The sequence below is a fragment of the Xanthobacter tagetidis genome (assembly GCF_003667445.1).
GTDB classification, from domain to species: domain Bacteria; phylum Pseudomonadota; class Alphaproteobacteria; order Rhizobiales; family Xanthobacteraceae; genus Xanthobacter; species Xanthobacter tagetidis.
In genome coordinates this window covers 158,735-177,979 of the sequence record NZ_RCTF01000007.1, presented here as the reverse complement: position 1 = coordinate 177,979, position 19,245 = coordinate 158,735, and the positions used below count along the sequence as shown (strand labels likewise).

Genomic DNA, 19,245 nt, shown 5'->3' with positions numbered 1-19,245 from the left:
CATGAATGTCAGCGCCGCAACAGGATCTGCCCGAGAAGAAGGCCAAAGGCGGCGGCCACCGCGCAGGACGTCACCGGCTGGGCACGGATGGTCTCGCGCAGCTGCAGATACTGGTCTTCCGCCCAGTCCGAGACCTCGCCGGCGGCCATTTCGGCACTGCCCGCCGCGCCGCGCGCCGTGTGCCGCGCCGTCTTGGTCAGGGTCTCGGCGAGGCGCGTGAAGTCCTCCTTCAGCGTCTCGAGATCCTTGCGGATGTCCTCGATGGAGGGTTCGCCCTTGGGCATGGGCTTGTCGGCGATCACGGGCTTGTCGACCATGGACGAATCTCCGCTTCCTGTAGTGTCGGACTGCCGGCGCTGGTCCTGGCCAACCGCCGGCCCAGCCATAAAGGTAGCGCGCGATCCGGGCGAGAAGAAAGGACTGCTCCCGGCCGCGCGCGTGGACATTCAGCGGGATGCCGATCGATCGACCGCCACCCGCTGCCTGTCCGATAAACGCCGCTCTGCGAAAAGCGATCCGCCCCAGGGCCGAAAGACGTGTCTGGACTCAGGCGGCGTTGGGCTCGCTGCGCGCCTCGTGGAAGAACAGCGCCTGAGCCACGGTCGCCTTCACGGTCTCGCTCAGGAACGGCTTGGTGATGAGATAGGTGGGCTCGGGACGCTCGCCGGTCAAAAGGCGGTCGGGGAAGGCGGTGATGAAGATCACCGGCACGTTGAAATGCGAGAGAATGTCCGTCACCGCGTCGATGCCCGACGACCCGTCGGCAAGCTGGATATCGGCCAGGACGAGGCCAAAATCGCCGCTCCGCGCCAGTTCGACCGCCTTCTTGTGGGTCGGGGCGACGCCGATCACCTCATGGCCCATCTCGCTTACGAGCGTCTTCAGGTCGAGCGCAATGACCCACTCGTCCTCGATGATGAGAACGCGGGTGGCGATCTGCCGGTCGATCTCCCGCTGCGCGGTGATCACCTGGGCTTCCACGTCGTCGATCGATGTGGACAGGATCGACGACACCTCGGCATAGGTGAAGCCTTCCATGGCCGTGAGCAGGAGCGCGACGCGCGAGCCCACGTCGAGCGCCTGAAGGCGTTCGTCGGCACGGGAAGCCGCATCGCCGGCCGCCCCGACGCGGCGCTGCCATACGCCGTGGAACGCACGGTAGAGTGCCACGCGGGGCGAGGCGCCCGGATTGATGTGGATCTTGCCGTCGAGGATCGCCTGGAGGGTCTCCTGCACCAGAAGGTCGCCCGCCCTCTGGGTTCCAGAAAGGGCGCGCGCATATCGGCGGAGGAAGGGGAGCTGCTTGACGATCGACTGGTGGGGCATGCGCATTCCTCGCTTATAGCGCGGCTGTGGTCCGACAGCGTGAAACGCCCGAGGCCGGCGGAAGTTCCCCAGATTTAAGGGAACTTGCCTCCCGCACAGGCATTATACGTCGAACCGGTGCGCGCCGCATTACAAGGCCGTCGCCGAATGCGCGGCGGGCTGCCGTGATAGGGCGACTTCGGAGCAGGGGATGGAACTGGTGCCTAAGGACGCGGCGCGTGTCGATCCCCGCAGACGTATGGGTATCTTCCCACTGTCTTCCGGAGCGCCCCGCGATCTCCTCGACAGCGTGCGGCGACGCCTGCTGCTGGTGGCGCTGCTCGCCATCGCGCCGGTGGCCAGCCTGAGCATGGTGCAGGGACTGATGCACCTCAAGGGCGCCGAGGACGAGGCGCGCCAGCGGCTGCTTCAGCTCGCCGTTTCGGCAGCCTCCAGCCAGGCCAATATCATCGCGTCCGCCGAAAGCGTGCTCCAGGCCATGAAGACCGTCGAGGCGGTGCGCGCCGCCGGCTCCGCGTGCCAGGCGACGCTCTACGGCGCCACGCTCAGCCTCCCCTTCGTGTCCAACATGGGGGTACTGGACAAGGATGGGACGGTGGCCTGCAGCGCCATCGCGGCGCCACGCTCGGTTGCAGGCGAGCCGTGGTGGGACAATCTCGTTCGGGCGCCGGCGCGCCCCACTTTGACCGAGCGGCGGATGAGCCCCGCCACGCGGACCGAGATCATCATCGTTCTGGAGCCCCTGCCCGCACCGGACGGCAGCTTCGACGGCGCCATCGCGCTCGGCCTCGATGCCACGCGGCTCGATACCATGCTGCGCCAGGCGACGGTGGAGGCGGGCGGAGTCGCGGCGATCTTCGACGCTGCCGGGCGTGAACTGATCTCCAATTCGCGCACCCTCAGCCAGGAGCTCTTCAGTCCCGCTGGACTGGCCGGGTCCGGGTCCAGGCCGGTGCTGCGCGAGGTCGCGGACGCGACCGGGCGGAAATGGACCTACACCGTCGCGCCACTCGACCGCCAGGGCCTGGTCGCGGCCTATGCGCTGCCGACGCGGGAGCTGTTCGGCTGGACCCCGCTCGCGGTCGCGGCCAGCTTCGCCCTGCCGGGGCTGGTGGCAGTGGTCTGCCTCGTCGGGCTGTGGTTCGCGGTAGACCGCATGGTGCTGCAATGGCTGAACTATTTGCGCCGCGTGACCTCGGTCTATGCGCGGGGGCACTACCGCTTTCGCCCGACGCGACTCGAGCGCGCGCCGAGCGAGTTCCGGGCGCTTGGGGCGGCGGTGGAGAACATGGCGCATGCCGTGCGGCTGCGCGACGCCAAGCTCCGGGAAAACCTCGCCGAAAAGACCGCCCTGGTGCGCGAGATCCATCACCGGATCAAGAACTCGCTCCAGGTCGTGGTCAGCCTGCTCAGCCTTTATGGCCTCGGCATCGGCCAGGGCGAGGACCGGCGCCGGTTCGAAGAATTGCGCACGCGCGTCAACACCCTCGCGGTGGTCCACCGCATCCTGCACGAGGCGAGCGAAGGCTCGGCCGTGAAGCTGCGCGAGCTTCTGCGCGAGCTGGCGGCCCTTCTTGAGGGCGTGCCGGACCGCAGCCTGTCCGTCCGCATCGACGCGCCGGATGTCCAGCTGCCGGTCGACATGGCTGCCCCATTCGCCCTGATGGCCGTGGAAATCGTGCTGGGACTTGCGGTGCCGGACGGTCCGAAGCTGCCGGTCACGATCGGATGCAGCCAGAGCGATGGCCGGCTCGTCGTCACCATCACGGCCGGGCCGATGGCAAACACCGTCGCGAGGCCGGGGCGGTTCGACCTCGACCAGGGGTTTGCCAGCCAGCTCGGCGGCCAGCTCACCCGGGCCGAAACCGGGGATAACGTTCGCGTTACAGGCGACTTTCCGCTCCGGCCCGGCCGCGCGCCGACCGCTTGACGAGCGCCCGGCTGCGCGCGTCCGCAGCGAACCCCTGCCTTACCTGCCGCTTTGAGCGCCTGCGGGCCGAGGCCTACGTGAATTGTCTTGATGGCGTTGCGCCAGGACCTCGCGGGAGAGCTCCGAGGGAAAGGTTCGGGAACCTTAGCGGTTCTGCCTCGTTGTCAGTGCGTGAGTCTGTGACTCGACGGGCCTTCCGAGACTCGAGGATACATCATGGATAAAGCGCGTTCCAAGGGCACCTCCAACCGCGGCTTCGCCGCCATGGACGCGGAAAAGCAGCGTGCCATCGCCCGCAAGGGCGGCGAGAGCGTCCCCGCTGAGAAGCGCAGCTTCTTCCAGAACCGGGCGCTTGCCGCCGAGGCTGGACGCAAGGGCGGCCAGAGTGTGGCGGACGAGGATCGAAGCTTTTCCCGCAACCGCGCGCTCGCTTCACAGGCCGGCCAGAAGGGTGGCCAGAAGAGCGGTGCGCCGGTCGGGAGCGGCCGGTCCTGAAGGCTGGAACCCGATTGGCCCTATCACGTTATGGAGAGGCTCCGGGGACGGTCCGTCCGTCCGCGGTCATGCCACGGAGCTTGCTCCGGATAACGTGATCCGCCCGCGGGTCTTTCGAACCCTGCCATGGCGCGGCGGAATTCTTCCTTCTTCCCCGAAGAATTCAGTTGCGCCAGGCCTTGGCTCCCGATCCGTGCCCGGCCGGGTTCGGGAAATGCCGTTTGTCTGCTTCTGGTTAGAGGGCGATTTTCCGAGTAGAATCAATTTGCTCCGATCGTTCTCATCGTCTGCGTTTTTTGCCGCCGCGCGCGGCGCAAGCCCGGAGACCGCGATCGCGCGGTTCCAAGAAGGTGCCCATGAATCCGACGGAGAAGAGGTCAGGAATGGACGCCGGCTCCCTCCAGAGGGAGGTGCTGGAGTTCCTGCCGGCGCTGCGCGCATTCGCGCGGTCATTGACGCGCGACCGCACGGAGGCTGACGACCTGGTCCAGGAGACGCTGCTGAAGGCGCTCTCCAACATCGACAAGTTCGATCCCGGGACCAATCTGCGCGCCTGGCTCTTCACCATCCTGCGCAACACCTACTACACCGAGATCCGGAAACGACGCCGCGAAAGCGACGGCCTTTCGGTTCTGGCCCAGCAGGACTCGAACATGGGTCCGGGCCAGGAATGGTCCATGACGCTGTCCTCCCTCAAGGACGCCCTCGCGCAGTTGCCAGACGACCAGCGCGAGGCGCTGGTGCTGGTCGGCGCGGCGGGCCTGTCCTACGAGGAAGCGGCGGAGGTGTGCGGCTGCGCGCTCGGCACCATCAAGAGCCGCGTCAACCGCGCCCGCACCAAGCTGCTCGGCCTGATGGGGGCGGACGCCACGGCCGACGTGGTGGAGGGCGACGCGGTGGCGATCTCGGCAGCGCGCAGCTGAGGCTGGCAGCGGTTCAGCCCGGGTTCCAACCTTCGGGCGCCAGCACGAAACCCTCAAACGAGAAGGCTGGCGCGACGGTGCACCCCACCAGGGTCCAGTCGCCGAGGCTCTCGGCCGCCTGCCAGGCATGGGTCGGCACGATGCCCTGCGGCCGCTGGCCAGCCGCGAGGTCCGGCCCGAGCAGCTGCTCGCGCACTTCCTTGCCCTCCTCGGCGACGCGCAGCAGCAAGGGCGCGCCGGCATGCCAGTGCCACATCTCCACCGCGTCAACCTTGTGCCAGTGCGAGCGCTCGCCCGCCTTCAGCAGGAAATAGATCGCGGTCGACGCCCCGCGCCCGCCCTCCGGCGCGGCGTCTCGGAAGGTCTCCAGATAGTGGCCGCCCTCCGGATGCGGCTTGAGGCCGAGCAAGGCGATGATGTCGTCGGCGCCGGGCGCGGCGGGCGGAACGCGCATCGCTCAGCCCCGGAACACGCTCTTGCGGGCGCGCAGTTCGGTGAACACCGCGCCGGGGTCGGCGCCATCCACGCCCATCATCTCGGCCATGGCCGGATCGTCGGCGCGCAGGAAAGGATTGGCGGCGATCTCGTCCCCCAGGGCGGAGGGGATGGTGGGCTCGTTCCTGGCGCGCTTCGCCTCGGCCGTCTGGGCCTGCGCCTTGAGCGCGGTATTGCCGGGGTCCACCGAGAGCGCGAAGCGGGCATTGGAGAGGGTATATTCGTGGCCGCTGAAGACCTGGGTATCCGTCGGCAGCGTCTTCAGGCGCTGGAGCGAGGCCCACAGCACCGGCGGGTCGCACTCGAGCGGGCGCCCGCAGCCCAGCGTGAACAGCGTGTCGCCGGCGAACAGCAGGTGCTCGCCTTCAAACCAATAGGACACATGGCCGGCGGTGTGGCCCGGCGTCTCCAGCACCCGGCCCACCAGCGAGCCCACCGCCACCGGGTCGCCGTCCACCACCGCAACGTCGAGGCCGGGAATGGTGGCTGCCTCCGCCTTGGGGCCGACCACGGTCGCGCCATAGCGGGCCTTCAGCGTCGGCACGCCCTGCACATGGTCCTGGTGATGGTGGGTGACGAGGATGTGGGTGAGGTTCCAGCCCTCTTTCTCCAGCGCCGCGATCACGGGCGTCGGTTCCGGAACGTCGATCACGGCCGTGGCCTCGGTGACGGGATCATGCAGCAGCACGGCGTAATTGTCGTCGAGGCAGGGAATGATGCGGATCTCGGCCGGCAAGGTGGTCCTCCTGTCGCGCCTTGGAAGCCCGAACCCGGCGGACGGTATCGGTCCGCCCGGATCGGCTTCGGGTGTGAGTGAGCCGCGCCGAGTATGGCGCGATCCTGTGTCCGGGACATGAGGGAGACGGCGAAGTCCCCCATTTCCTCATGCCGCCCCGCGGCCTTGATGATAGCCCGATGCCGCGCGAGCGCCAGCACGGGTGCCCGGGTTGCGCTCGGCATGCGCGTGGCGCAAGAGGAGGGGGAGGCGCCCCGCCTCCGGCGACGGGGGAGGCCGCGCCTTCAAGACGCCATCGGCTTCAGGCATTGGGCACCCATGTTCCTCGACGTCGTCGACCTCCGCAATTTCTACGCCCAGCCGGTGGGCGTGATGACGCGCCGCCTGCTGGGCCGCGCGATCCGCGGACGATTCGACGACGTGACCGGCATGGCCGTGCTCGGCCTCGGCTATGCGACGCCCTATCTCGGCGTGTTCCGCGAGGAGGCGGAGCGCTGCGTCGCCGTGATGCCGGCGGCGCAGGGGGTGGTGCGGTGGCCCTCGGCGGCGCCGACGCTGGCCACGCTCTCCGACGAGACCATGCTGCCGTTCCCGAGCGGCCGGTTCGACCGGGTGGTGGCGGTTCATGTGCTGGAGATGACCCCCAACGCCGCCGAGCTGCTCGGCGAGGTCTGGCGCGTGCTCGCGCCCGGCGGCCGGCTTCTGGCGGTGGTGCCCAACCGGCGCGGCGTATGGGCGCGGCTCGACACCACGCCGTTCGGCAACGGGCGCCCGTTCTCCCGCGGCCAGGTGGTGTCCCTGCTGCGCGAGGCTCTGTTCACGCCGGTGGGATGGAGCGAGGCGCTCTATGCCCCACCGAGCCGCTGGTTCCTGCGCACGGCGGTGGCGTGGGAGCGGGTGGGCTCGCGCCTCTCGCTGCCGTTCTCCGGCGTGCTGGTGGTGGAGGCGACCAAGCAGCTCCATCGCCCGGCCCAGGTGCGCCGCCGAACCGCGGTGGTCGAGCCGGCGATGGAGCCGGTGCTGGTGCCCGGCGGCGTTCCGGCCGGCTGAGCGTCCGCCGCCGCCGGCTCAGCCCGGCCGGCCCGCATTCTTGCGCGAGAGCAGGAACACCGCCTGCTCACCCAGCAGGTTCCACACCCACCAGGGCATGTTCACCCGCACCCGGTGGCCGGAACTGTCCAGCGCCACCGCCTTCTCCATGCGCGCATCCAGGATTTCCACAAGCTCCACGAAATCGCGGATGGTGCAGAAATGGATGTTGGGCGTGTCGTACCAAGGCACCGGCATGTTCTCGGTGAGCGGCATGCGGCCGTTGACCAGCAGATCGAGCCGCGAGCGCCAGTGGCCGAAGTTCGGGAACGACACCACCGCCCGCCGGCCGATGCGCAGCATCTGCTCCAGCACCCAGCGCGGGCGGCGCGTCGCCTGGAGCGTCTGCGAGAGGATCACATAGTCGAATGCGTCGTCCGGATAGTGGGCGAGGTCCACGTCCGCGTCGCCCTGGATCACGGCCAGACCGCGGGAGACCCCGGCATTCACGCCCTCGCGGGACAATTCGATGCCGCGGGCATCGCACTGGCGCGTGGTGGCGAGAAGCTCCAGCAGCGCCCCGTCGCCCGAGCCGACGTCGAGCACCCGCGAGCCGGGCGCCACCATCTCGGCCACGACCACGAGGTCGACGCGCCCGCCCTGCGAGCGCACCACGCTTTCGTCGAGCACTTGTTCGCGCACGGCCATGGCGCTCAACCCTCCCGGCCCGGCGGCAGGCCGAAGGCGCGCGCCGCGCTGTCGAGGAAGCCGCGGGTGATGGCGAACAGTTCCGGCTCCTCCAGGAGAAAGGCGTCGTGGCCCTTGTCGCTGACGATCTCGGCGAACGACACGCTCGCGCCCGACGCGTTCAGCGCATGGACGATCGCGCGCGAATCCTCGGTGGGAAACAGCCAGTCCGAGGTGAAAGAGACCAGGCAGAAGCGCGTCTTCGAGCCGGCGAAGGCGTTGGCGAGCACGCCGCCATAGTCCTCGGCGAGGTCGAAATAGTCCATGGCGCGGGTGACGTAGAGATAGGAATTGGCGTCGAAGCGCTGAACGAAGCTCTCGCCCTGGTGCCGCAGATAGCTCTCCACCTGGAAGTCCGCGTCGAAGCCGAAGGTGGGGTTGGCGCGGTCCTGCAGACGGCGGCCGAACTTGCGGTGCAGCGCCTGGTCGGAGAGGTAGGTGATGTGCGCCGCCATGCGCGCCACCGCGAGCCCGCGATGGGGCGTCACCCCCTCCGCGAGATAGCGCCCGCCGCGCCAGTCGGGATCAGCCATCACCGCCTGCCGGCCGACCTCGTGGAAGGCGATGTTCTGCGCCGAGTGGCGCGCTCCGGTGGCGATCGGCAGGGCCGAGAACACCCGCTCGGGATAGCTTGCCGCCCATTGCAGTACCTGCATTCCGCCCATGGATCCGCCGGCGACGCACAGCAGCTTCTCGATGCCGAGATGGTCGAGCAGCATGGCCTGCGCGTTCACCATGTCGCGGATCGTCACCACCGGCATGTCGAGCCCGTAGGCGCGTCCGGTGGCGGGATTGAGCGACGCCGGCCCGGTGGTGCCCATGCAGCCGCCGAGCACGTTGGAGGAGATGACGAAGAACCGCTCGGTGTCGATCGGCTTGCCCGGCCCCACCAGGGTTTCCCACCAGCCCGGCTTGCCGGTGACGGGATTGGGGTTCGCCGCATGCTGGTCGCCGGTCAGAGCGTGGCACACCAGGATTGCGTTGGAGCGCGCGGCATTGGGCTCGCCATAGGTCTGGTAGGCGATCTGCAGGTGCGGCAGCGCGACCCCGGCATCGAGGCGCAGCGGCTGGTCCGCGCCGAAACGCACCACGGCGGAATGAGGCTCATTGACCTCCTGCCGCGCCTTGGCCTCGATGTTCGGCAGAAGGGATGTTGCGTCCTGTGGAACGAACGATGTCATGGCTCCACCAAAGCGACGGCGCCTCGGTCCTGTCAAGCGCCGCCGCGGGCGGCACGGCCATGGCGAACCGGCTGCACCGATGCGATATATACGCCGGGATACATGTTCCGCGGCACGGTGGAGGCGGGAATGGACGGGTGCGCCTTGCCCACATTGCGCATTTGGCGCCGCCGGCGCACGCGGCGCGCCGCGCTGGCGCTGCTGGCGGGGCTCGGGCTGCTGGGCGGGATGGGGCCGGCCGCCGCCCGCACGGTCACCGATTCGGCGGGCCGGATGGTGGAGGTGCCAGACCGCATTGCCCGCGTCTTCGCCGCCGGCCCGCCGGCCTCGGTGCTGCTCTATGCGGTCGCGCCGGAGATGATGATCGGCTGGGTGCGCACGCCCCGTCCGGCCGAGCGCGATTTCCTCCAGCCGCAGGTGCGGGACCTGCCCGAGACCGGGCGCCTCACCGGGCGCGGCGACACGCTCAACCTGGAACGCCTGATCGCTGCGAAGCCCGATCTGATCGTCGACTTCGGCACCATCACCGACACCTACCGCTCGCTCGCCGACCGGGTGCAGGCGCAGACCGGCATCCCCTACATCCTGATCGACGGGCGCTTTTCCAATACCCCGGCGGCGCTGCGCCTCGTCGGCGAGATCCTCGGCGCGCCGGCGCGGGGCGCGGCGCTCGCCGCTGCGGCCGAGGCCATTTTCGCCCGCGTCGACAAGGTGCTGGCCGAGGTGCCGCCGGCGCGCCGGCCGCGGGTCTATCTCGCCCGCGGCACCGAGGGGCTGGAGAGCGGGACCCGCGGCTCCATCAACACCGAGATCATCGAGCGCGTGGGCGCGGTCAACGTCGCCGAGGGCCTGAGGGAGAAAGGCGGCCTTGCCGCCGTGTCGCCGGAGCAGGTGATCGCCTGGGCGCCCGACACCATCGTCGCGCTCGATCCCGTCTTCGCCGCCACCATTGCCGAACGGCCCGCCTGGAAGCCGGTGCCGGCGGTGGCGGCGGGCCGTGTGTTCCTGGCGCCGCATCTGCCCTTCGGCTTCGTCGATGCGCCGCCGTCGGTGAACCGGCTCGCCGGCCTCCTGTGGCTGCTCCATGTCCTCTACCCGCAGCAGGCCGGCGGCGGGCTGGACGCGGAAATTTCCGCCTTCTACCGGCTGTTCTACGGAGTCTATCTGGACGCGGCGCAGATGCGCCGGCTGATGGGCCGGCCGGACCGATGACCCCCATGCGCACCTTCGCGGCGTTCGGGACCCTGGCTGCACTGCTCGCCGCGAGCCTCGTGGTCTCGGCCGGCATCGGCCCCTTTCCGATCGCGCCGGCGGACGTGCTCCACGCCCTCGCGGCGGCGCCGTTCGGCATCCCGAACGATGCGGCCGCGACCGTGCTGTTCCACATCCGCCTGCCGCGCATCCTCGCGGCGGCGCTGGCGGGGGCGGCGCTGGCGGCGGCCGGGGCGGCCTATCAGAGCCTGTTTCGCAACCCGCTGGTCTCCCCCGACATCCTCGGCGTCTCCACCGGCGCGGGCTTCGGCGCGGTGCTCGGCATCCTGCTCGGGTTGAACGTGGCGGCGATCCAGCTCATGGGCTTCGCCGGCGGGCTCGCCACGGTGGCGGTGGTGCTGCTGCTCGCCCGGGCGCTGCGCGGCGGCGGCGACATCCTGGTGCTGGTGCTCGCCGGCATCGTCGTGGGCGCGCTGGCGGGTGCGGCGATCGCCTTGGTGAAGGTGCTGGCGGACCCCTACGAGCAGCTGCCGGCCATCACCTTCTGGCTGCTCGGCAGCCTCTCCGGCATCAAGCCGCAGGACGTCGCCGCCGTCGCGCCGGCGATCGTGCTCGGCCTCGCGGCGCTTGTGCTCGCGCGCTGGCGCATCGGCGTGCTCTCGCTCGGCGAGGAGGAGGCGCAGGCGCTGGGCGTCGACACGCGCCGCACGCGGGCGCTGGCGATCGGCGGCGCGACCCTGGTCACCGCCAGCGCGGTGGCCATCTCCGGCGTCATCGGCTGGGTCGGGCTGATGGTGCCGCACATGGCGCGCCTCATCGTCGGCGCGCGCTTCGACCGGCTGCTGCCGGCCTCGATCCTGCTCGGCGCCGCCTTCATGGTGATGGTGGACACGCTCGCCCGCTCGGCCGCGCGCATCGAGATCCCGCTCGGCGTGCTCACGGCGCTGATCGGCGGGCCGGTCTTCGTCGTCCTGCTGGCGCGCCGCCGCCGGAGCCTGCTGCCATGACGGCAGCCGCCGGCCCGCCTTTGCTTTCCGCCGAGGGCCTGGCCATCGGCCATGGCGGCCGCGCTTTGGCGCGGGACCTGGCGCTCCGCCTCGACGCGGGCACCGTCACCTGCCTGCTGGGGCCGAACGGGGTGGGCAAGACGACGCTGTTCAAGACCCTGCTGGGGCTGCTGCCGCCGATCGCGGGCACCGTCCGCCTCGCCGGCGCTCCGCTTGCCGCGCGCTCCGCCGCGGCCAAGGCGCGCGCCGTCGCCTACGTGCCGCAGGCGAGCCCCAGCGACTTCAACTACGCGGTCTTGGACATGGTGGTGATGGGCCGCACCGCTCATCTGGGGGCGTTCGGCGCGCCCAAGGCGCGCGACCTCGCGGCGGCGCAGGATGCGTTGGCCTCGCTCGGCATCGGCGACCTCGCCTTGCGTGCCTTCAACCACCTCTCGGGCGGCCAGCGGCAGCTGGTCCTGGTGGCGCGGGCGCTGGCGCAGGGCGCGCCGGTGATCGTCATGGACGAGCCCACCGCCAGCCTCGACCTCGCCAACCGCCTGCTGGTGCTGCGCGAGGTGCGGGCGCTGGCGGTGCGCGGCTTCGCCGTGCTCCTGTCCACCCACGAGCCCGAGCACGCGCTGGCGGTGGCCGACCGGGTGGCGGTGCTGGGAGCCGGCGGCTGGTTCAAAGCCGGCGCGGCGCGGGAGGTGCTGACCGGCGCGACGCTGAGCCGGCTCTACGGCGTTCCGCTCACCGTGGAGGCGGCGCCGTCGGGACGGCTGGTGGTGAGCCCGGCAGAGGTGGGCGGTGCGTGACAGGCCCGCGCGCGGAACGCCCGGGCAACATCCCGTCCGCGCCGATTCGCGCCCGGTTCGTTCCCGGCCCGTTCCGCGGGCCCCTTTCGCCATCGCGCCCGCGTCCCAATATGCTACACAGCCCCAACAATTGAGCGGATCCCCCACAGCCGATGGATGACGTCACCCAATGGGCCGTGCTGCCGCGCTCGATCCGGGCGCGCGGGGTGAGCGCGGTTCTCGGACCCACCAATACCGGCAAGACCCATCTCGCCATCGATCGCATGCTCGGCCATGAGAGCGGACTCATCGGCCTGCCGCTGCGGCTTTTGGCGCGCGAGGTCTATCAGCGCATCGTCGAGCGCATCGGGCCGGACAAGGTCGCCCTCGTCACCGGCGAGGAGAAGATCAAGCCGAAGGCCGCGCGCTACTGGGTGGCCACCGTCGAGGCCATGCCGCGCGACGTGGACGTTTCGTTCGTCGCCATCGACGAGGTCCAGCTCGCCAGCGACTTCGACCGCGGCCACGTCTTCACCGACCGCATCCTAAACCGGCGCGGCCGCCACGAGACGCTGCTGCTCGGCTCCGGCACCATGCGCAACGTGGTGGAAAAGCTCATTCCAGGCGTGAACGTGCAGGTGCGCCCGCGCCTGTCCACGCTCTCCTTCGCCGGCGAGAAGAAGATCTCCCGCCTGCCGCGCCGTTCGGCCATCGTCGCCTTCTCCGCCGAGGAGGTCTATGCCATCGCCGAGTTCATCCGCCGCCAGCGCGGCGGCGCGGCGGTGGTGATGGGTGCGCTCTCGCCGCGCACCCGCAACGCGCAGGTGGAGCTCTACCAGTCCGGCGACGTGGACTATCTCGTCGCCACCGACGCCATCGGCATGGGCCTCAATCTCGACGTGGACCATGTGGCGTTCGCCTCCGACCGGAAGTTCGACGGCTGGCAGTTCCGCCGCCTGAACCCCTCCGAGATGGCGCAGATCGCCGGCCGCGCCGGGCGGGCGACGCGCGACGGCACCTTCGGATCCACAGGACGCTGTCCGCCGTTCGAGCAGGAATTGGTGGAGCGCCTGGAGGCCCACGCCTTCGATGCCGTGAAGGTGTTGCAATGGCGCAACGGGGCCCTGGACTTCGCCTCCATACCCGCTTTGGCGGCGAGCCTCGCCGCCGCTCCGCGCGAGGACGGCCTCGCCCGTGCGCCCACCGCGGACGACGTCAAGGTGCTGGAGATCATGGGCGCGGATGGCGCCGTCGCAGGCCGCGTCAGGTCTTCCGCGGAGGTGGAACGGCTCTGGCAGGTGTGCCAGGTGCCGGACTATCGCAAGATCTCCCCGGGTGCCCATGCGGAGCTGGTGGCGACGCTTTTTGGCCATGTGGGGGCGGGTGGACGCATCCCCGATGACTGGTTCGCGCGTCAAATCGCCTTGACCGATCGCCCAGAAGGCGACATCGACACGTTGTCGAGACGGATCGCGCAGGTGAGGACCCTCACCTTCGTCGCGAACCGCCCCGATTGGCTAGAAGACCCGCAGTACTGGCAAGGCGTCACGAGAGGGGTCGAGGACAAGCTGTCCGATGCACTGCACGAGAGGCTGGCGCAGCGTTTCGTGGACCGTCGGACCAGCGTGCTCATACGGCGCCTGCGAGAGAACACGATGCTTGAGACCGAGATCAGCAAGACCGGTGACGTGACTGTCGAAGGGCATGTCATCGGCCACCTCCACGGCTTCCAGTTCGCCGCCGACCCCGCCGCAGGCGGCGAGGAGGCGAAGGCCTTGCGCGCGGCCGCGCAGAAGGCCCTGGCAGGCGAGATCGAGGCGCGCGCCTTGCGCGTCTCGCAGGCGGTGGACGAGGCCTTCGTCCTCACCAATGACGGCACCATCCGGTGGACCGGCGAGGCGGTGGCCAAGCTCATCCCCGGCGACGAGGTCCTGAAGCCGCGCTTCAAGATCATCGCCGACGAGCATCTCACCGGCCCGGCCCGCGAGCAGGTGGAGGCGCGCCTCACCCTGTGGATAGCGGCCCATATCGAGAAGCTGCTCGGCCCGCTGAACAAGCTCGCCGGCGCCGAGGACATCACCGGCATCGGCCGCGGCATCGCCTTCCAGATCGTCGAGAGCCTCGGCGTGCTGGAGCGCGCCAAGGTGGCCGAGGAGATGAAGACCCTCGACCAGGCGGCGCGCGCCACCCTGCGCGGCTACGGCGTGCGCTTCGGCGCGCATCACATCTATCTGCCCGGTCTGCTGAAGCCGGCGCCGCGTTCGCTGGCGGCCGAGCTCTATGCGCTCAAGCATGGCGGCCTCGCGCAGAAGGGCCTCGACGAGCTGCCGCACCTTGCCGCCTCTGGGCGGACCTCGATCCCGGTCGACCACGAGGTGCAGAAGGGGCTGTACCGCGCCGTCGGCTTTCGCGTCTGCGGCGAGCGCGCGGTGCGCGTCGACATCCTGGAGCGGCTCGCCGACCTGATCCGCCCGGCGCTCGCCTGGCGCCCCAACTCCCCCGGCCCCAAGCCGCCGGGCGCGGTGGACGGGCGCGGCTTCACCGTCACCGTGGGCATGACCTCTCTGGCGGGCTGCTCCGGCGAGGACTTCGCCTCGATCCTGAAGTCACTGGGCTACCGCATGGAGCGCCGCCCGCCCCCGCCGCCCGAGGCCGAGGCTGCTCCCGTGGCGAGCGCCGATGCGGCGGCGGCCGAGCCGGCGCCCGAACTCGCGCCCGTGCCGGAGGGCGCCATCGAGGCCGACCTCCTGTTCGACGCTCCCGCGGAGGCGCTTCCGGAGACGGCCGCGGCCGAGACCGAGGTCCTCTCCGAGGCCGACGCGGCCGAGCCGGCGACGGACGCCGCGATGGCCGAGGATGCCGCCCCGGCGGACGAGACCCCAGTGGACGAGACCCCGGCGGACGAAGCTCCGGCGGAGGCCGATCCGGTTGAGGCGGCTCCGCAGGACGGGCCGGCCGACGAGGATGCCGCGGAGGCGGACGCCGCCGCCGAAGTCCTTGAGGCTGCCGGAGATCCCACCGCCGCCGAGACCGCGGCCGAGGTGGAGGCACCCGCCGCGCCCGGCGGCCCCGAGGCGGTGGAGGGCGCGCCGGCCGAACCCGAGATGATCGAGGTCTGGCGGCCCGGCCGTCCGCCCGGCGCGCCGCGCCGCGAGCGGCCCCAGGGCCAGCGCCAGGGCCAGGGTGAGCGCCACGGCGAGCGCCAGGGCCATCGGCCGCATGGCGACCGCCCCCAGGGGGAGCGTCCCCAGGGGGAGCGTCCCCAGGGCGACCGTTTCCAGGGCGATCGCAGGCGCGACGGACGCCCGCCCCATCGCCGGAGCGAGGGCGCGCCGGAAGGCGCCGAGGCCGAGCGCGGGCCGCGCCCGCCGCGTCCCGACCGTCCGCCCCGCGGCCCCCGCGAGGGCGGCGACCAGCCGCGTCCGCCGCGCAGCGAGCACCGTCCGGTCCACCAGGACCGCCGGCGCGACAAGCCGGTCGACCCCGACAGCCCCTTCGCGGCCCTGGCGGCGCTGAAGGCCCGCATGGAATCGGAGAAGAAGGGCAGCTGAGGCGTGACCGCCGAGCCGCGCCAGCGCATCGATCTCTGGCTCTGGCACGCGCGGGTGGTGCGCACCCGCGCTGCCGCGGCCGATCTGGTGCGTGCCGGCCATGTGCGGGTGGACGGCCGCAAGGTGGACACGGCCGGCCACGGCGTGCGGATCGGTCAGGTGCTGACGGTTGCGCTGGAGCATGCCGTGCGTGTTCTGCGAATCGTTCGCTTTTCCGAGCGGCGCGGGGATGCTACTTCTGCATCCGAGCTTTTCGAAGAAATCACAGACGAATGAAGTTGTTTTTCGGGCGCGGCGCCGTATCGCCTTGCCTGCGCCATGCGGGTGCGGTAGGCCGTCGCGCGAAAGGGAACCCCCAATGACCTATGTCGTCACCGAGAACTGCATCCGCTGCAAGTACATGGACTGCGTTTCCGTGTGCCCGGTGGACTGTTTCTACGAGGGCGAGAACATGCTCGTCATCCACCCCGACGAATGTATCGATTGCGGGGTGTGCGAATCCGAGTGCCCGGCCGAGGCCATCAGCCCGGATTCGACCCCAGGCCTCGAGAAATGGCTCGCCCTCAACGCGGAATACGCCAAGGTGTGGCCCAATATCACGCTCAAGCGCGACGCGCCGACGGATGCCAAGGAGTGGGACGGCAAGCCGGGCAAGGAGGAGCTGTTCTCCCCGGAGCCCGGCCAGGGCGACTGAGGGCTGAGCGCCCCGGCTTTCACGCGGGCCAAAGCGGCGCCGATCGGGACGGGTCCGTTCAGGGCGCCGCCGCCAGAAGCTCGTACTGGGAGAGAACGATCTTGCCGTTCGCGTCGAGATAGGCGCGGCCGAACTTCGACGCCTTGAGGTCCGGCACGTTCTGGTAGATGGTGCCTCCGATCGGCGGAAGGGCGTCCGGCGTCGCGCACGGCACATCGATGGTCACGTTCTCCCCCACCTTGTAGGCGGTGCCTCGCTCGACGGTCCTTACCGTTCCTTCAACGGCGCAATTGCCGAACTCCCGCTTCGGCGGGGTGACCTTTTCCACGGCGATCACAAGCACGCTCGCGGCATTGTTGCGCGCCGATTCGTAGACGTAAGGCGGCATCAGCGCGAGCGCGGCGTCGGTCCCGAGCACCGTCGCCAGCGCTGCGCCGAGTAGCCTGCCGAAACCCTTGAGCCGAGCCTTGCCGATGAGCGTCATCGCTGCCTCCCTTCGCCCGTTCCGTGCGGGACGGTTTTTCTCTATATAGCCGCCATGCTTGAGACCACCCAGACCCCGGCCGCCGGCGCCGCCGAATTGCCGGACTTCGCCCGCCGGCGCACCTTCGCCATCATCTCCCATCCGGACGCCGGCAAGACCACGCTGACGGAAAAGCTGCTGCTGGCTTCCGGCGCCATCCGCATGGCCGGCCACGTGAAGGCGCGCGGCGAGCGCCGCCGCACCCGGTCCGACTGGATGGAGATCGAGCAGCAGCGCGGCATTTCGGTCACCTCCTCGGTGATGACGTTCGAGCGCGACGGCATCGTCTTCAACCTGCTCGACACGCCCGGCCACTCGGACTTCTCCGAGGACACCTACCGCACCCTCTCGGCCGTGGACGCGGCGGTGATGGTGATCGACGCCGCCAAGGGCATCGAGAGCCAGACCCGCAAGCTGTTCGAGGTCTGCCGCCTGCGCGACATTCCCATCTTCACCTTCGTCAACAAGGTGGACCGGGAAAGCCTCGACCCCATCGCGCTGATGGATGAGGTCTCCTCCACCCTCGCCCTCGATCTCACCCCGCTCACCTGGCCCATCGGCATGGGCGTGGATTTCCGCGGCCTCATCGACATCGCTAACAAGCGCGCCTTGCTCGCCACCGAGCGCGGCGGCCCGCTGGTGCGCGAGGTGCCGTTCGAGACACCGGAGGACCTCATCGGCCTCGATGGCGTGGAGGAGCGCATCCTCAACGAGGCGGTGGAGAGCCTGACGCTGGCGCTGGGCGTGCTGCCGCCGTTCGATCTTTCGGCCTTCCGCGAGGGCCATCTCTCGCCGGTGTTCTTCGGCTCGGCGCTGAAGGAGGCGGGCGTCGCCGAACTGCTGTTCGGCCTCGGCTCGGTCGGCCCGAGCCCCCTGCCCCGCTCCGCTGCAGGCGACCGCACCGTGGAGCCGGCGGAAGATCTCGTCTCCGGCTTCGTCTTCAAGGTGCAGGCCAACATGGACCCCAACCACCGGGACCGCGTGGCCTTCGTGCGCCTGTGCTCCGGCCGCTTCAAGCGCGGCATGAAGCTGTTCAACCCGCGCGAGAAGCGCAACATGGCCATCGCCAACCCCATCTTCTTCTTCGCCCAGGAGCGCGAGACGGTGGACGAGGCGGTGGCCGGCGACATCATCGGCATTCCCAACCACGGCATGCTGCGGGTGGGCGACACCCTCTCCGAGGGCGAGAGCATCAAGTTCGAGGGGCTGCCGGACTTCGCCCCGGAAATCCTGCGCCGCGTGCTGCTCTCCGACCCCATGAAGGCCAAGCAGCTGCAGAAGGCGCTGCAGGACATGGCGGAAGAGGGCGTCGTGCAGGTGCTCAAGCCCGTCAACGATCCCGCCCCCATCGTCGGCGTGGTCGGCACCCTCCAGCTCGACGTGCTCGCCGCGCGGCTGGAGAAGGAATACGGCGTGCCCATCCGCTACGAGACCACCTCCTTCGTCACCGCCCGCTGGATCGTGGGCGAGCGGGCCGAGGTGGAGCGTTTCCTGGAACTCAACCGCTCCTCCACCGCGCGCGACCGCGACGAGGCGCCGGTCTATCTCGCCCGCAGCCAGTGGGTGCTGGACCGTGCCATCGAGGAATATCCCAAGCTGAAGTTCGTGGCCGTCAAGGAACGCGCCTGATCCCTTTCCCGCAACGATGAGAGGGCGCGTTCCCACGCCGCCCGTCCGGAGGATGACATGACCGACGCCGCCCGCCTGTCCGCCATTATCGATGACGCCTTCGAGAAGCGCGCCGAGATCGGCTTTTCCACCACCGGCACCGTGCGCGACGCGGTGAACGAGGCCCTGACCCTGCTGGACAGCGGCGCTGCCCGCGTGGCCGAGCAGGGCGCCAACGGCGCCTGGACGGTGAACCAGTGGCTCAAGAAGGCCGTGCTGCTCTCCTTCCGCCTCAACGACATGGAAGCCATTCCCGGCGGCCCCGGCGGCGCCCATTGGTGGGACAAGGTGCCCTCCAAGTTCGCCAGTTGGGGCGAGGCCGAGTTCCGCGCCGCCGGCTTCCGCGCCGTGCCCGGCGCCATCGTGCGCCGCTCCGCCTTCATCGCCCCCAACGTGGTGCTGATGCCCTCCTTCGTGAACCTCGGCGCCCATGTGGGCGAGGGCACCATGGTGGACACCTGGGCGACCGTGGGCTCCTGCGCGCAGATCGGCAAGAACGTGCATCTGTCCGGCGGGGTGGGCATCGGCGGCGTGCTGGAGCCGCTCCAGGCCGGCCCGGTGATCATCGAGGACGACTGCTTCATCGGCGCCCGCTCCGAAGTGGTGGAGGGCGTGGTGGTGCGCCGCGGCTCGGTGCTCTCCATGGGCGTGTTCATCTCCGCCTCCACCAAGATCATCGACCGGCAGACCGGCGAAGTGTTCATCGGCGAGGTGCCCGCCTATTCGGTGGTGGTGCCCGGCGCGCTCCCCGGCAAGCCGCTGCCCGACGGCACCCCCGGCCCCTCGCTCTATTGCGCGGTGATCGTGAAGCGCGTGGACGAGCAGACCCGCTCCAAGACCTCCATCAACGACCTGCTGCGCGACTGACGGACGCGGGGGACGGGCGCGGCGGACCCGGCCCGGCCGGGCGTCGCGACGCCCGATCCCGGACCCCGGCCGCCCGCCGCAGGGT

At 70.2% G+C, this 19,245-nt stretch carries 19 protein-coding genes; 12 read left to right on the top strand and 7 right to left on the bottom strand.

Annotated features, from left to right (window positions below; translation table 11 throughout):
• Positions 1-8: 8 nt before the first annotated feature.
• Positions 9-317 (bottom strand): hypothetical protein, encoded by a 309-nt coding sequence (locus D9R14_RS10775; RefSeq protein ID WP_121623323.1) that lies wholly within the window; start codon positions 315-317, stop codon positions 9-11.
• A gap of 229 nt (positions 318-546) precedes the next feature.
• Entirely contained in the window at positions 547-1,326 is a 780-nt protein-coding gene (locus D9R14_RS10770) for a response regulator (protein ID WP_121623387.1), read from the bottom strand.
• A 190-nt stretch (positions 1,327-1,516) separates the two neighbouring features.
• On the opposite strand from D9R14_RS10770, the gene D9R14_RS10765 reads away from it, so the two are divergent.
• The 3 genes from D9R14_RS10765 (at position 1,517) to D9R14_RS10755 (ending at position 4,674) form a co-directional block, all read left to right on the top strand.
• Positions 1,517-3,256 (top strand): sensor histidine kinase, encoded by a 1,740-nt coding sequence (locus tag D9R14_RS10765; protein ID WP_121623322.1) that lies wholly within the window; start codon positions 1,517-1,519, stop codon positions 3,254-3,256.
• A gap of 216 nt (positions 3,257-3,472) precedes the next feature.
• On the top strand, positions 3,473-3,751 hold the full coding sequence (locus D9R14_RS10760) for a con-10 family general stress protein (RefSeq protein WP_121623321.1): 279 nt from the start codon (positions 3,473-3,475) through the stop codon (positions 3,749-3,751).
• 383 nt (positions 3,752-4,134) lie between these two features.
• Positions 4,135-4,674 (top strand): sigma-70 family RNA polymerase sigma factor, encoded by a 540-nt coding sequence (locus D9R14_RS10755; protein ID WP_121623320.1) that lies wholly within the window; start codon positions 4,135-4,137, stop codon positions 4,672-4,674.
• Between the two features lie 13 nt (positions 4,675-4,687).
• Here the strand turns inward: D9R14_RS10755 and D9R14_RS10750 are convergent, their stop codons facing one another.
• Both D9R14_RS10750 and gloB read right to left on the bottom strand, forming a co-directional pair.
• Positions 4,688-5,128 carry a cupin domain-containing protein gene (locus tag D9R14_RS10750; protein WP_121623319.1) on the bottom strand — a complete coding sequence of 147 codons (441 nt, stop codon included), beginning with the start codon at positions 5,126-5,128 and terminating at the stop codon, positions 4,688-4,690.
• A gap of 3 nt (positions 5,129-5,131) precedes the next feature.
• Positions 5,132-5,905, bottom strand: a complete 774-nt coding sequence (gloB, locus tag D9R14_RS10745; protein ID WP_121623318.1) for a hydroxyacylglutathione hydrolase — start codon at positions 5,903-5,905, stop codon at positions 5,132-5,134.
• A gap of 318 nt (positions 5,906-6,223) precedes the next feature.
• On the opposite strand from gloB, the gene D9R14_RS10740 reads away from it, so the two are divergent.
• Complete coding sequence (locus D9R14_RS10740; protein ID WP_121623317.1) at positions 6,224-6,955, top strand: class I SAM-dependent methyltransferase; 732 nt, start codon at positions 6,224-6,226, stop codon at positions 6,953-6,955.
• An 18-nt stretch (positions 6,956-6,973) separates the two neighbouring features.
• On the opposite strand, the gene metW is transcribed toward D9R14_RS10740, so the two are convergent.
• Complete coding sequence (metW, locus tag D9R14_RS10735) at positions 6,974-7,642, bottom strand: methionine biosynthesis protein MetW (protein WP_121623316.1); 669 nt, start codon at positions 7,640-7,642, stop codon at positions 6,974-6,976.
• Between the two features lie 5 nt (positions 7,643-7,647).
• Positions 7,648-8,862, bottom strand: a complete 1,215-nt coding sequence (gene metX / locus D9R14_RS10730) for a homoserine O-acetyltransferase MetX (RefSeq protein ID WP_121623315.1) — start codon at positions 8,860-8,862, stop codon at positions 7,648-7,650.
• Positions 8,863-8,991: 129 nt separating this feature from the next.
• Here metX and D9R14_RS10725 point away from each other — a divergent pair, with 129 nt between their 5' ends.
• The 6 genes from D9R14_RS10725 (at position 8,992) to fdxA (ending at position 16,102) form a co-directional block, all read left to right on the top strand.
• Positions 8,992-10,074 (top strand): iron ABC transporter substrate-binding protein, encoded by a 1,083-nt coding sequence (locus D9R14_RS10725; RefSeq protein WP_245420712.1) that lies wholly within the window; start codon positions 8,992-8,994, stop codon positions 10,072-10,074.
• A 5-nt stretch (positions 10,075-10,079) separates the two neighbouring features.
• Positions 10,080-11,081: a FecCD family ABC transporter permease gene (locus D9R14_RS10720; protein WP_121623314.1), complete on the top strand. Its 1,002-nt coding sequence runs from the start codon at positions 10,080-10,082 to the stop codon at positions 11,079-11,081.
• A complete protein-coding gene (locus D9R14_RS10715; protein WP_121623313.1) occupies positions 11,078-11,878 on the top strand; it encodes an ABC transporter ATP-binding protein in 801 nt (266 codons plus the stop codon). The genes D9R14_RS10720 and D9R14_RS10715 overlap by 4 nt, the downstream gene beginning before the upstream one ends.
• Positions 11,879-12,030: 152 nt before the next feature.
• On the top strand, positions 12,031-15,408 hold the full coding sequence (locus tag D9R14_RS10710; RefSeq protein ID WP_121623312.1) for a helicase-related protein: 3,378 nt from the start codon (positions 12,031-12,033) through the stop codon (positions 15,406-15,408).
• A 3-nt stretch (positions 15,409-15,411) separates the two neighbouring features.
• Positions 15,412-15,684, top strand: coding sequence for an RNA-binding S4 domain-containing protein (locus D9R14_RS10705; RefSeq protein WP_121623311.1), 273 nt, complete (start codon positions 15,412-15,414; stop codon positions 15,682-15,684).
• Positions 15,685-15,766: 82 nt separating this feature from the next.
• A complete protein-coding gene (gene fdxA, locus D9R14_RS10700; protein ID WP_121623310.1) occupies positions 15,767-16,102 on the top strand; it encodes a ferredoxin FdxA in 336 nt (111 codons plus the stop codon).
• A 58-nt stretch (positions 16,103-16,160) separates the two neighbouring features.
• On the opposite strand, the gene D9R14_RS10695 is transcribed toward fdxA, so the two are convergent.
• Positions 16,161-16,586: a hypothetical protein gene (locus tag D9R14_RS10695; protein WP_121623309.1), complete on the bottom strand. Its 426-nt coding sequence runs from the start codon at positions 16,584-16,586 to the stop codon at positions 16,161-16,163.
• 54 nt (positions 16,587-16,640) lie between these two features.
• Here D9R14_RS10695 and D9R14_RS10690 point away from each other — a divergent pair, with 54 nt between their 5' ends.
• Positions 16,641-18,254, top strand: a complete 1,614-nt coding sequence (locus tag D9R14_RS10690; protein ID WP_121623308.1) for a peptide chain release factor 3 — start codon at positions 16,641-16,643, stop codon at positions 18,252-18,254.
• Between the two features lie 57 nt (positions 18,255-18,311).
• On the top strand, positions 18,312-19,160 hold the full coding sequence (gene dapD, locus D9R14_RS10685) for a 2,3,4,5-tetrahydropyridine-2,6-dicarboxylate N-succinyltransferase (RefSeq protein ID WP_121623307.1): 849 nt from the start codon (positions 18,312-18,314) through the stop codon (positions 19,158-19,160).
• Positions 19,161-19,245: the final 85 nt, after the last annotated feature.